The 13151-nt window shown below is 71.9% G+C and carries 11 protein-coding genes and 1 pseudogene; 10 read left to right on the top strand and 2 right to left on the bottom strand.

Annotated features, from left to right (window positions below; translation table 11 throughout):
* Window positions 1-260: 260 nt before the first annotated feature.
* From AB0D85_RS11895 to AB0D85_RS11905, 3 genes are all read left to right on the top strand, one after another.
* A complete protein-coding gene (locus tag AB0D85_RS11895) occupies window positions 261-1445 on the top strand; it encodes a glycerophosphodiester phosphodiesterase (protein ID WP_362317454.1) in 1185 nt (394 codons plus the stop codon).
* Window positions 1446-1519: 74 nt separating this feature from the next.
* Complete coding sequence (locus AB0D85_RS11900; protein WP_362317457.1) at window positions 1520-2026, top strand: sigma-70 family RNA polymerase sigma factor; 507 nt, start codon at window positions 1520-1522, stop codon at window positions 2024-2026.
* A 44-nt stretch (window positions 2027-2070) separates the two neighbouring features.
* Window positions 2071-2568, top strand: a complete 498-nt coding sequence (locus AB0D85_RS11905) for a GNAT family N-acetyltransferase (RefSeq protein WP_362317460.1) — start codon at window positions 2071-2073, stop codon at window positions 2566-2568.
* A 70-nt stretch (window positions 2569-2638) separates the two neighbouring features.
* On the opposite strand, the gene AB0D85_RS11910 is transcribed toward AB0D85_RS11905, so the two are convergent.
* Both AB0D85_RS11910 and AB0D85_RS11915 read right to left on the bottom strand, forming a co-directional pair.
* Window positions 2639-3058 carry a hypothetical protein gene (locus AB0D85_RS11910; protein WP_362317463.1) on the bottom strand — a complete coding sequence of 140 codons (420 nt, stop codon included), beginning with the start codon at window positions 3056-3058 and terminating at the stop codon, window positions 2639-2641.
* A gap of 1 nt (window position 3059) precedes the next feature.
* Window positions 3060-3419, bottom strand: a complete 360-nt coding sequence (locus AB0D85_RS11915) for a hypothetical protein (RefSeq protein WP_123978457.1) — start codon at window positions 3417-3419, stop codon at window positions 3060-3062.
* A gap of 47 nt (window positions 3420-3466) precedes the next feature.
* Between AB0D85_RS11915 and AB0D85_RS11920 the strand changes: the two are divergent.
* The 7 genes and pseudogenes from AB0D85_RS11920 to cobT all read left to right on the top strand — a co-directional run.
* A pseudogene (locus AB0D85_RS11920) lies at window positions 3467-3604 on the top strand (HAD family hydrolase); the annotation flags it as partial.
* A 377-nt stretch (window positions 3605-3981) separates the two neighbouring features.
* The gene (locus AB0D85_RS11925) at window positions 3982-5016 is read left to right on the top strand and encodes an ATP-binding cassette domain-containing protein (protein WP_362317467.1); all 1035 of its coding nucleotides are present in this window, start codon (window positions 3982-3984) and stop codon (window positions 5014-5016) included.
* Window positions 5013-5741, top strand: a complete 729-nt coding sequence (locus AB0D85_RS11930) for a methionine ABC transporter permease (RefSeq protein ID WP_362317470.1) — start codon at window positions 5013-5015, stop codon at window positions 5739-5741. Before AB0D85_RS11925 ends, AB0D85_RS11930 begins: the two co-directional genes overlap by 4 nt.
* A gap of 75 nt (window positions 5742-5816) precedes the next feature.
* Window positions 5817-6653 (top strand): MetQ/NlpA family ABC transporter substrate-binding protein, encoded by an 837-nt coding sequence (locus AB0D85_RS11935; RefSeq protein ID WP_362317472.1) that lies wholly within the window; start codon window positions 5817-5819, stop codon window positions 6651-6653.
* 179 nt (window positions 6654-6832) lie between these two features.
* Window positions 6833-7471, top strand: a complete 639-nt coding sequence (locus AB0D85_RS11940; RefSeq protein WP_362317475.1) for a GNAT family N-acetyltransferase — start codon at window positions 6833-6835, stop codon at window positions 7469-7471.
* 106 nt (window positions 7472-7577) lie between these two features.
* Window positions 7578-8804, top strand: a complete 1227-nt coding sequence (gene cbiE, locus AB0D85_RS11945) for a precorrin-6y C5,15-methyltransferase (decarboxylating) subunit CbiE (RefSeq protein WP_362317478.1) — start codon at window positions 7578-7580, stop codon at window positions 8802-8804.
* Between the two features lie 344 nt (window positions 8805-9148).
* Window positions 9149-12904: a nicotinate-nucleotide--dimethylbenzimidazole phosphoribosyltransferase gene (cobT, locus tag AB0D85_RS11950; RefSeq protein ID WP_362317481.1), complete on the top strand. Its 3756-nt coding sequence runs from the start codon at window positions 9149-9151 to the stop codon at window positions 12902-12904.
* Window positions 12905-13151: the final 247 nt, after the last annotated feature.

A 13151-nucleotide genomic window follows, 5' to 3' on the forward strand; every position in this document is an offset into this window, starting at 1 on the left:
TGTGTGGGAAGCGCACATCGGGTACGGCCGGTTCACCGAGGTCTTACGTACTGTTGACGCTGGTTTACCTGCGGTGGCGTTCAGGAGACGGGCCGTAACCAGTTCGCGACGATGTGACGGAAGTCGCCGACGGACCGTCATGGGTCGCCGTGCATCAGCCATACGGCGTCACCCGACCGTTGGGTCGGTGGTCTCCCTTCGGTCACATCCGGACCCCTACGATCAGCCGGCATCGAAGGGCGAAGGTCAGGAGAGCGCTCATGGACACCCACGACTCGAACGAGCGGACGCAGGTGAACGGCACGACCGGACGGCGCGCGCTGCTCGGTGCCGCGGTCCTCGGCGCCGGCGGCGCGGTCCTCGGACTGCCCGGCACCGCCCGTGCGGCCGAGGCCAGACAGGCCGGCTACGGCAACGGCGGCCTGAAGAGCCTGCCGAAACCGGCGATCATCGGCCACCGGGGCGCCAGCGGCTACCGCCCGGAGCACACCTTCGGCTCCTACAACCTGGCCCTCGACCTCGGCGCCGACATCGTCGAGGCCGGCGACCTGGTCCCCACCAAGGACGGCCACCTGGTCTGCCGCCACGAGCCGGAGATCGGCGGCACCACGAACGTCGCCGACCACCCCGAGTTCGCCGACCGCAAGACCACCAAGACGCTGGACGGCGTCCCCACCACCGGCTGGTTCACCGAGGACTTCACGCTCGCCGAGCTGAAGACGCTCCGCGCGATCGAGCGCATCCCGGCCAACCGCCCGCACAACACGCTCTACAACGGCCGCTGGGAGATCCCCACCTTCGAGGAAGTCCTCAAGTGGCAGGACGAGCAGACCCGCAAGCGCGGCAAGCAGGTCTGGATCTACCCCGAGACCAAGCACCCCACCTACTTCCGCAAGCTGGGCCTCGGCCTTGAGGAGCGGGTCGCCAAGCTGCTGCGCAAGTACGGCAAGGACAAGCGGAACTCGCCGGTCATCCTGCAGTCCTTCGAGCCCACCAGCATCCAGCGACTGAACACGCTGGTCGACAACCCGCTGGTGGTCCTGCTCTCCGGTGCGACCACCCGGCCCTACGACTTCGTCGCTACGGGCGACCCGCGCACCGTCGCCGACCTGATCACCCCCAAGGGGCTCCGTGAGATCGCCGGCTACGCGCAGGGCATCGGCCCGACCCTGGACCTGATCATCCCGAAGGACGCGAACGGCAACTTCACCACGCCCAGCACGCTGGTCGCGGACGCGCACAAGGTGGGCCTGATCCTGCACCCCTACACCATGCGCAACGAGAACCCCTTCCTGCCGCCGGCCTTCCGCAAGGGCACCGGCGTGGACGCCTACGGCGATGTCTTCAGCGTTTTCAAGACATACTTCGCGACCGGTATCGACGGTGTCTTCTCGGACAACGCCGACACCGCCGTCCTGGCCCGCGCCGACTTCGTCAACGGCTGAGCCCCCGCACCCCGTTCGGGGTATCTCCCGGCCGCCCCGGCAACCTGCCCCGGGGCGGCCGCGTCGTTCCGCACATGACCCACGACCTGCTGACCGCCCTGCGCCCCCTGCTCAGCGCCGAGGCCTCGGCCGAGGCGCACGCCTCGGGAAGCGACCCCGGCGACCTGGAACAGACGGTCTGGCTCCGCCTCCTGGAGCGCCTGGAGACCCACGGCCCACCACGCGCCCCCGCGGACTGGCTGCGCCGGGCCGTCCGCGCCGAGTCCCGCCGCACCCGCCGTACGACACGCCATGAGCGCCCGTACGACAGCGATCCCGCCGACCCCGGCGCCCCCACCCCCGAACAACTCGCCCTGACCGCGGCCCGCCACCGCGCCCTGCGCGACGCGGTCGCCCGCCTCCCCGGCCGCTGCCCCCGCCTCCTCCAGGCCCTGCTCTCCCCGAAGGACCCGACCTACCGGGAGATCGCCCGGGAGTTGGGTATCTCACAGGGCAGTCTGGGACCGGAACGTTCCAGATGTCTGGGATGTCTGCGCCGATTGTTGACGCCGGAGGTTGCGGCCCGCGAAGTGCGGGGATAGGAGTGGGAACAACAGGCGATCAGGTGAGCGGGAGGCGTGCGCACATGGGCATGAGCGTGACCATCTCGGTGGCGACCGAGCAGGATGCAGAGCAGATCTTCAGGCTCCAGTACCTGTGCTTCCAGAGCGAGGCGGCGCTGTACGGCAACTACCGCATCGACCCGCTCGTCCAGAGCCTCGACTCGGTCCGCCAGGAGGTCACCTCCGACTGCGTCTTCGTGGCGCGCCTCGGCGAGGAGGTCGTCGGCTCGGTCCGCGGCTCGGTCACGGAGGACGGCGCCGCCGCCATCGGCAAGCTCTGCGTCCACCCCCGCCTCCAGGGCCACGGCATCGGCGCGCGGCTGCTGCGCGCGGCGGAAGGGGCCCTGGCCGAGGAACGCGGAGCCAAGAAGTTCCGCCTGTTCACGGGCCACCGCAGCGAGGGCAACCTCCGCCTGTACCGCCGAGTCGGCTACGAGACGGTAGGCACGTCAAAGGGCGCGGACGGAGTCCCGATGATCGTCCTGGAGAAGCCGGCCAGTACGTATGCAACCACGGCTTGATGCAGCGCCCCTTTAGGGGCGCGGGGAACTGCGCGACCAGCCACAACGCACCGGCAGTCGCGCACCTTCCTCAGCCCGCGTCCCCCTTGGCGCCCTTCCGCAGCCAGTACAGGGCGGAGAGCGGCAACAGCACGGGAATGAACACGTACCCCATCCCGAAGTCCGACCACACCGTGGCGTCCGGGAACGCAGAAGGCTCGACAAGGGTCCACGTACCCACGATCAACACGCCCGCAAGCTCGGCGGCGCAGCACACCTGCGCCACCTTGCGAGCCGTCTCGCCGCCCCGCACCAACGTGTACGTGATGAACCCGTACACCACCCCCGCGACCGCCGACAGCGAGTACGCGAGCGGCGCCCGGTCGAACTCGGTCGCGATCTGGTACGCGGATCGCGACACCGCCCCGACGACCATCACCCCGTAGAACCACACAAGCAGCGTGCCCGGCCCGCTGGTCAGCCGCTTCGGCCTCTCTTCCACGGCCGTCATCTCACCCTCCCCAGATGTCATAGAGCCGCACTTCCAGCACGGCCAGCACCACGCCGCCCGCCGCGACCGTCACGGAACCCCACCGCGTGCGCTCGGCGAGCGACATGAACCCCGCGGCCGGGACGCACGCGAACGCCCCCAGCAGATAGGCGACGAAGATCGTCGTCCCCTGGTCCGGCTTCTCGCCCCGCGCCAGCAGCACGATCCCGGCCACCAGCTGGACCAGCGCCAGCACCGACACCACGGCCATCCCGATGAAGTGCCAGTCCTTCGTCGGCTGGTCCCGGTACGCGGCCCACCCGCACCACGCGGCGAGCAACAGCGCGGCGACTCCCGTCACCAGCAGCAGGGCATTGAGCATGCCGCGACCTTATTACGGCCGAAACGGCCCGATGCCGCCGCCCCTGTGCCGCCGGGACCGCCACCGTGGCGTTGGCCACAGCCCGTCGCGCCGAGGAGCCGCGCGCGGATCTCCTGGTGAAGGACCTGTCGGCCTTGTCGGTGCTGGTCGGCGGCCACACCGTCGACATCTCCGGGCACGGCTGACGCGTGTCCGCCGCTGTCCGGCATGCGGACAGCGGCGGCCTGTCAGGACCGTAGGTCTGGTTTACTGATCGCATGACCACGACGAGCGACCGCACCCCTGCGACCGAGGCGACCATGACGCCCGGTGCTCGTTGTATGTGTCGAATGTGCGCCTTCTAGAGGGCCCCCGCACCACCCAGAGCCTCGCGCCCCGAAGCGAGACCGGTGGCATGTCCGTACGACGCGACAACGCTTGTACGTGACGTAAGCCGCCCCCCCCGCGCACATGTTCTCCCCGGTTCAGCGCTCCAGCGAGAACCGTGCCGCGTCCCTGCACGAACGCATCCGTGCGCCCGGGCACACCCACGCCCGCGCACTCGACAGTGACGGAAACCCACGTGATCACCACAACGGGCCTCACCAAGGTCTACCGCTCGCGCGGCCGCGAGGTCACCGCCCTCGACGGCGTCGATCTGCACGTCCGCGAAGGCGAGGTGTACGGCGTCATCGGCCAGTCCGGCGCCGGCAAGTCCTCGCTCATCCGCTGCGTCAACCTGCTGGAACGCCCCACCGCCGGCACCGTGACGGTCGACGGACGGGACCTCACCGCCCTCGCCGGGCGCGGTCCCCGGGCCGGCCGGGAACTGCGCCAGGCGCGCAGCCGTATCGGCATGGTCTTCCAGCACTTCAACCTGCTGTCCACCCGGACCGTCCAGGACAACGTCGAGCTGCCGCTCGAGATCCTCGGCACATCGGGGAAGGAACGTTCCCGCAAGGCCCTGGAGCTGCTCGACCTCGTCGGACTCGCCGACAAGGCGAAGGCCTACCCCGCCCAGCTCTCCGGCGGCCAGAAGCAGCGCGTCGGCATCGCCCGCGCCCTGGCCGGCGACCCCAAGGTGCTGCTCTCCGACGAGGCCACCAGCGCCCTCGACCCCGAGACCACCCGCTCCATCCTCCAGCTGCTGCGCGACCTGAACCGGCAGCTGGGCCTGACCGTCCTGCTCATCACGCACGAGATGGACGTCGTCAAGACGATCTGCGACTCCGCCGCCCTCATGGAGAAGGGACGGATCGTCGAGTCCGGCACCGTCAGCGAACTGCTCGCCACCCCGGGCTCCGAGCTGGCCGCCGCGCTCTTCCCGGTCGGCGGCGAGGCCTCCGGCGCGGACCGCACGGTCCTCGACGTCACCTTCCACGGCGAGGCCGCCACCCAGCCGGTCATCTCCCAGCTCTCCCGCACCTACAACATCGACATATCGATCCTCGGCGCGGCCATCGACACCGTCGGCGGCCTCCAGATCGGCCGGATGCGCATCGAACTGCCCGGCCGCTACGAGGAGAACGTGGTGCCCATCGGCTTCCTGCGCGAACAGGGCCTGCAGATCGACGTGGTGGGCCAGGAGCCCGCGCTGGTGAAGGAAGGTGCCAAGTGAGCTGGTCCGAGATGCAGCCGCTGCTGTCCCAGGCGTGTTGGGACACCCTCTACATGGTCGGCTGGTCCACGGTGATCGCCGTCGTCGGCGGCCTCCCGCTCGGCATCCTGCTCGTCCTCACCGACCGGGGCGGCCTGCTGCAGAACGTGGTCGCCAACAAGGTCATCGGGCAGATCGTGAACGTCGCCCGCTCGATGCCGTTCATCATCCTGATGGTCGCGCTGATGACCTTCACCCGCTGGATCACCGGCACGACCATCGGCCGCGAGGCCGCCATCGTGCCGCTCGCCATCGGCGCCATCCCCTTCTTCGCCCGCCTCGTCGAGACGGCTGTCCGCGAAGTGGACGGCGGGCTGGTCGAGGCCGTGCAGTCGATGGGCGGCAACACCTGGACCGTCGTACGCAAGGTCCTCGTACCGGAGTCGCTGCCCTCCCTCATCTCCTCCACCACGACCACGATCGTCGCGCTCATCGGCTACTCCGCCATGGCCGGCACGGTCGGCGCCGGCGGCCTCGGCGACATCGCCATCCGCTACGGCTACCAGCGGTTCGAGACCGAGCTGATGTGGATCACCGTCGCGATCCTCGCCGTGGTCATCTCGGTCATCCAGTTCGCCGGCGACTACGCGGCCCGCTCCCTGCACCGCCGCGGCGGCCGGTCCGGCCCCGCGCCCAGGCTGCGCCTGCTGAAGGCCTCGACGGCCGCCACCGGCGAGACCGGCTGAGCCTCCCGGCGCCCCACAGATTTCCCCGCACCACCAATCGCGGGGTCGCTCCACCCATAAGGAAAGGCACTTTTCGTGCGTAACACCGCCAAGCTCACCACCGCCGTCCTCGCCGCCGGAGCCCTCACCTTCGGGCTCACCGCCTGCGGCTCGGGCAAGGACTCCGGCTCCGGCTCCTCCGACTACAGCGGACCGCTGGTCGTCGCCGCGAGCCCGACCCCGCACGCCGAGATCCTGGACTTCGTCAAGAAGAACCTGGCCACGAAGGCCGGACTCGATCTCGAGGTCAAGGAGTTCACCGACTACATCACGCCCAACACGGCGACCGAGGACGGCTCGGTGGACGCCAACTACTTCCAGAACAAGCCGTACCTCGACGACTTCAACACGAAGCGCGGCACCCACATCGTGCCCGTCGTCACGGTGCACCTGGAGCCGCTCGGCCTCTACTCCCACAAGGTCAAGAGCGTCGACGCGCTGAAGAGCGGTGCGACCGTCGCCGTCCCGAACGACGCCGTGAACGAGGCGCGGGCCCTCAAGCTGCTCGCCGCCAACGGACTCATCACCCTCAAGGACGGCGCCGGCAGCGAGGCGACCCCGCAGGACATCGCCAAGAACCCGAAGAACCTCCAGTTCAAGGAGGTCGAGGCGGCCCAGACCGCGCGTTCCCTGGACGACGTGGACGCCGCGGTGATCAACGGCAACTACGCCATCTCGGCCGGTATCAAGCCCGCCAAGGACGCCCTCGTCCTGGAGTCCGCGAAGAACAGCCCGTACGGCAACTTCCTCGCGGTGAAGAAGGGCAACGAGAAGGACCCGCGGGTGAAGAAGCTCGCGAAGCTCCTCACGTCGCCCGAGGTCAAGAAGTTCATCGAGGACAAGTACCAGGGCTCGGTCATCCCGTCCTTCTGACCTTCCCGCCGACCTTCCCGCCGTCGGCACGTATACGGCGTATCGCCACGCACGGGGTCCACTCGCTCACCGGGGGTGGACCCCGTCGTGCGGTTCGGTGGTTTCATGCTGCATGCTGGGCAGTTCGCAGGCCCCGAAGGTTTGGGCCTGAAGGATTTACGAAGGCTACGGAGCGGCGCATGACTGGCACCTTCCCCAACATCTCCATCAGCACGGAGCGGTTGGTGCTGCGTCCCCTCGACGAGGACGACGTGCCCGCACTGGCCGAGATGATGAACGACGAGCAGGTCGGGGCCTGGACGTCCGTGCCGCAGCCCTACACCGAGAGGGACGCCCGCGCCTGGATCACCGGGACCGCCCCCGCCGAGCGCGCCGAGGGCCGTGGCATCGTCCTAGCCGTCACCGAGTTCCTCACCCAGCGCCTTGTCGGAATGGTGCATCTGCGGAACACCGATTGGCGTGTCCGCGCCAGCGAGATCACGTACATCGTCGCCCCCTGGGCCCGCGGTGAGGGCTACGCCACCGAGGCGGCCCTCGCCACCGCGCAGTGGCTGTTCCACGATCAGAAGTTCGAGCGGATGGAACTGCGCACCGCCGCCGACAACACCGCCTCCCAGCAGGTGGCCCAGAAGATCGGGTGCATCAGCGAGGGCGTGCTCCGCAACGCCTGGATAGCCCGGACCCGGACGGAGAACGGGCGGTGGGCCGATGTGCGCACCGACGTCATCGTCTGGAGCCTGCTGCCGGAGGACCTCGCCGGAGTCAGCGAACAACTGGCCGACACCGGTGGTTTCACGTCCCTCAACGACTGGAACTGACACCTGGGGGCCCGATGCGGGACCGACCGCCGACACGACGGCGGAACCTTCCACCAGGTAACCTCACGGAGCCCGACCTGCGTAAACCCCCTGGAGACCGACGACTATGGCCGACCGCGTCACAGTGATCGGCTGGGACGGCTCGCCGCTGACCGCCGCGGCACGCTCCGCCCTGGGCGCCGCCACCCTCGTCGCGGGCGCGGCCCACCATCTGGCCCTGCCCGAGGTGCCGCCCGGCGCCGAACGCATCCGCCTCGGCAGCGTCGCCCTCGCCGCCCGCCGGATCGCCGGCCATCGCGGCACCGCCGTGGTGCTCGCCGACGGCGACCCCGGCTTCTTCGGCGTCGTACGGACCCTGCGCGCGCCCGAGTTCGGCCTGGAGGTCGAGGTCGTGCCCGCCGTCTCCTCCGTCGCCGCCGCCTTCGCCCGCGCCGGAATGCCCTGGGACGACGCACAGGTGGTCGTCGCACACCGGCGCACCCTGCGACGCGCGGTGAATGTGTGCCGAGCCCATACCAAGGTCGCCGTCCTCACCTCGCCCGGCGCCGGACCCGCCGAACTCGGGCTGCTCATGGAGGGCGTCCACCGCACCTTCGTCATCTGCGAGGAACTCGGCACCGAACGCGAGCAGGTCTCCGTCGTCACCTCGGACAAGGCCGCCGACCACAGCTGGCGCGACCCCAACGTCGTCATCGTCATCGGCGGCCCGGCCGGACCGGTGGGGGCCGGCGAGGGCGGCGGCTGGATCGCCGGGCGGGATCCGGCCACCGGACCGCGTGGCTGGGTGCAGCCCGACAGGGAGTACGGCGAGGGAGCCGCCCTCGGCGAAGGGGAAACGGATCTGCTCCGGGCCGCCCAACTCGCCCGCCTCGGACCCCGGGTGGGGGACCTCGTCTGGGACATCGGCTGCGGCAGCGGGGCGTTCGCCACCGAGGCCGCGCGCGCCGGGGCCGCCGTCATCGCCGTCGACCGGGACCTGGCGGCCTGCGTGCGCAGCGAGTCGGCCGCCCGCAGGTTCGGGGTCCAGCTCCAGATCGTGCACGGCAGCGCGCCCCATGTGCTGGAGAACCTGCCCGAGCCGGATGTCGTCCGGGTCGGCGGCGGGGGAGCGGCGGTGGTCTCCGCGGTCGCCGACCGCCGGCCGCAGCGCATCGTCGCGCACGCCGCCACCCGGGACGCGGCCGAACTCATCGGCCGCGATCTGACCGAGCACGGATACGACGTCGAGTGCGCCCTGCTGCAGTCCGTCGAACTCGACACCAGGGCCTGGACGGAGACCGAGCGGAACGTCGCGTTCCTGCTCAGTGGCGTCCTTCCTGAGCGTGCCCCGTGATCCTGTTGTCATACTGCGCGCGGTAGGCTGGCCGATCGCTGCACTACGCCGGTGGCCCGGAAATTCGTTCGTCAATGTCCGGAAAACACGCCCCTTTTGGGGCGGGTGTGGTACGGCAGAACCGGGGACGCGCAACGTGGCGCAGTCCACAGCGGGCTGTCGCGGATCACGCTGTCGCGACGGTCGAACGGCCGGGACAATGCCACTGAATGGCTTTGTCGCCTTTTCCGGCGGGTCGTTCGTGCCGCTGGGCACGGACGCTCGTTCTTCACTGCGGGACGGTCGGTGCGCCGCCCCGGGTGAGCTGGTCGTAGAAGGCACTAACCGATGGGCGAGGGGTACGCATGACGGACACCGGCCAGGTCCCGGGCGAGGGACTGCCGGAGAGCGCAGGCATGGTGGAACAGCCGGGCGTTCCCGCGCACGGCGCGTACACCTACCTCTCCGAGTCGCCCGCCGAGGACGAAGACCTGTTGCTGCCCGGCGCCCAGGGCGCCTGGGGCAACGAAGTGCCGCCGCCGGCCCCGGAACCGGTCGTCGAGACCGTCCACGAGCCCGGTCCGCACGAGACGGCGGGCCGCGACAGCGGCTCGGTCGACCTCACCGGTGTCCGCCTGCCCACCTCGGTGCCGGCGTCCCCGATCCTCTCCGTGCCGCACGACCCGGCGGCCGCCCCGGCCCCGCGCCGTCCGCTGCACCTCGGCCCGCCGATCCCCGACACCTCCGCCAGCCCGGTCCGCTCCCTCGCCGACCGCGGCCCGGCCGGTGCGCCGGTACGGCAGCCGGGCCCGCCGACGGCCGGCCCCGAATACCTCGACGTCCAGCCGCCGCGCGAGGGCGTCCCGCAGCCCGCCGCGCCCTGGGGCGCGCCCCAGACCGTCCCGCAGACCGCCCCTCAGGCTGCTCCGGTGGCACAGGTGAGCGCACAGGCCCCGGCTGCCGAAACGGTTGTTCCGGCACCGGAGGCGGTTGCTTCCGCTGTGCCCGTCGCCCCCGGCGCGCCCGCCGGTGCGGCTGTTCCCGCGCCGGAGCCCGCGGTGTTCCAGCAGACCTGGACTCCCGACCCGTCCGGCGCCGCGCAGGCGGCCGTCGCCCGGCTCACCACGGAGGCGGCCGTCCCGGCCGCCGTGGGCGTCGCGGTGGGGCAGCAGGCGGCGGTGGGGATCGCCGACGCGGCGGTCCCCGGAGGGTGGCCGGCGGCCCCGTACGGTCCGGAGGCCGTGGCCGTCCAGCCGGTCGACGGGGGCGTTCCGGTGCCCGTGGCCGAGCCGGTGGCGCCGCAGGCCGTCGAGGCGGCTGCGGTCGTGGAAGGCGCTCAGGGGCCGGTGATGGGCGCGGGGCACGAGGCGGCGCCGGTCGCGGAGGTTCCGCAGGCCGTCGAGGTCCCGCAGACCGTGGACGTTCCGCAGGCGCCGGACGCGGGGCAGGTGCCCGGTGCCGGTGGGGTTCCCGAGGCGAGCCCGGCCGAGGCGGTCGTGGCGGCGCAGGCCGTTGCGCAGGCGGCCGAGGCCGGTCCGCTCGCCGAGACGGCCGCCCTGCTCGGCGAGACGGTCGCCGAGGCCGTGCAGCCCGTGCCGCCGGTCGCGCCGGAGCCGCAGGTCGCGGAGCCCGTCGTACCCGAGCAGGCGGCGGAGCCCGTCGCGCCCGAGCCCGTCCCGGTGCCGGAGGCTGTCGTGCCCGAGCCCGTTCCCGCGCCCGGGACTCTCGTGCCCGAGCCCGTCCCCGCCCCCGAAGCCGTCGTGGCCGAGCCCGGTCAGCCGGAGGCCGGCGCGCCGCCCGTGCCCGTGCAGGCGACGGAGACCGTCGTCGAAGAACCCGCCCCGCCGGCCCCTGTCGCCGAGGTCCCGCAGCAGCCGGAGCCCGTCATTCCCGTTGCCCGGGCGGCCGGGGAACCCGAGCCGCTCGCCCCCGCCCCGGAGGCGGCAGGGGCCGAGGCCCCCGCGGCAGCCGTCGTACCCCCTGTCGAGGCGCAGCCCGCCCCGCCGGTCGAGGTGCCCCTCGCCGGCCCCCAGACGCAGGACACCCCGCCCGAGGAGGCTCCGGCGGCCCCGGAACCCCTGGCCGCGGCCGTCCCGACGGAGCCGGCGCCGGACCAGCCGCTGGGTGAGTTCGTCGCCGTCGACGGCCAGGTGCCGACCACCCCGCACCTCGCCCCGACCCCGCCGCACCCGCTGGTCCTCCCCGCGCAGGACCAGGGCGAGTCGGCGCCGGAGCAGACCGCGACGGTCCCCGCGCCCCGCGAGGCCGAGCCCGGTCCCGTGCCGGAGCCCCACCCCGATGTCGTACAGCAGGCGGCGGACCTGGAGACCAGGGCCGCCGAGCAGGAAGAGAGCACGGCCCCCGTGGCAGAAGCACGACAGTCCACCGGCCCGGCCGCGCCCGCCTACGACGACGCCGAGCGCGAGGCCGTCCTCAAGGTCATGCGCGAACGCCGTGACATCCGCAACGGCTTCCGCAGCGACCCCATCCCGCACGAGGTGCTGCTGCGCGTCCTGGAGGCCGCCCACACCGCGCCCTCCGTCGGCCACTCCCAGCCCTGGGACTTCGTCGTCATTCGCTCGGCCGACACCCGCCGCACGATGCACGAACTGGCCATGCGCCAGCGTGACGCCTACGCCAAGTCCCTTCCCAAGGGCCGCGCGAAGCAGTTCAAGGAACTGAAGATCGAGGCCATCCTCGACACCCCGGTGAACATCGTCGTCACCGCCGACCCCACCCGCGGCGGCCGCCACACCCTCGGCCGGCACACCCAGCCGCAGATGGCGCCCTACTCAGCCGCGCTCGCCGTCGAGAACCTCTGGCTCGCCGCCCGCGCCGAGGGCCTCGGCGTCGGCTGGGTCAGCTTCTTCGACGAGCGCGAGATGGTCCGCGCGCTGGGACTGCCCGAGCACCTCGAAGTCATCGCCTACCTGTGCGTGGGGTACGTCGACGAGTTCCCGGACGAGCCCGAGCTGATGCAGGCCGGCTGGTCCAAGCGCCGCCCGCTGTCCTGGGTCGTCCACGAGGAGACGTACGGCCGTCGCGCACTGCCCGGCGAGGACCCGCACGACCTGCTCGCCGAGACTGTCGCCAGTGTCCGCCCGCTGGACGCCAAGGCGCTCGGCGAGGCCTGGGAGCGGCAGAAGCGGATGACCAAGCCGGCCGGCGCGCTCGGCATGCTGGAGATCATCTCCGCCCAGCTCTCCGGGCTGTCCCGGCAGTGCCCGCCGCCGATCCCGGAGCCCGCGGCCGTCGCGATCTTCGCCGGTGACCACGGGGTGCACGCCCAGGGCGTCACCCCCTGGCCGCAGGAGGTCACCGCCCAGATGGTGGCCAACTTCCTCGGCGGGGGAGCGGTCTGCAACGCGTTCGCGTCCCAGGTGGGCGCCGAGGTCTGTGTGGTCGACGTCGGTGTGGCGTCCGAGCTCCCGGCCACCCCGGGTCTCCTCCCGCGCAAGGTCCGGGCCGGCACGTCCGACATGACGACCGGCCCCGCGATGACCCGCGAGGAGGCCAAGCAGGCCATCGAGGTCGGCATCGAGACCGCGCGTGACCTGGTGGCGGCCGGCAACAAGGCGCTGCTGACGGGCGAGATGGGCATCGCGAACACCACCGCGTCCGCCGCCCTCATCTCCGTGTTCACCGGCGCCGACCCCGCCGAGGTCACCGGCCGCGGCACCGGCATCAACGACGAGACCCTCGCCCGCAAGACCGAGGTCGTCCGCCGCGCCCTGGAACTCCACCAGCCGGACCCGGCCGACCCGATCGGCGTCCTGGCGGCGGTCGGCGGCTTCGAACACGCGGCGATGGTGGGCCTGTTGCTGGGCGGCGCGTCGTTGCGTACGCCGGTGATCCTGGACGGCGTCAGCGCCGGTGCCGCCGCCCTGGTGGCCCGGGCGATCGCCCCCGAGGTCCTCGCCGCCTGCATCGCCGGCCACCGCAGCGCGGAACCGGGCCACGTCGCAGCCCTCAACAAGCTGGGCCTGCGCCCCCTGGTCGACCTCGACCTCCGCCTGGGCGAGGGCACGGGCGCACTGCTGGCGCTGCCGCTGGTGCAGAGCACGGCGCGCGCCATGCACGAGGTGGCCACGTTCGACTCGGCGGGCGTGACGGAGAAGTAGGGGGAGCCGCCGAGAAGCCGAGGGCCCTGGAACGACCGGTTCCGGGCGCCCGGCGCGGCGGGCGCGGCGGGCGCGTGGTGGTGTGCCGCGGGTCGGCGGTGCCGGGTTCCCTGCCGACCGACCGTGGTTGTGCCCACAGCCGTGCACCCGGCCCGCAACGCCCAGCCACCGGACACCTGACCCGCCATATCGCCCCGCAGCTTAAAATCTGCACGTCAGGGCTATAGCAACGCCTCGGAGGAGCCGC

The organism is Streptomyces sp. NPDC048277 (genome assembly GCF_040652235.1).
Lineage (GTDB): Bacteria > Actinomycetota > Actinomycetes > Streptomycetales > Streptomycetaceae > Streptomyces.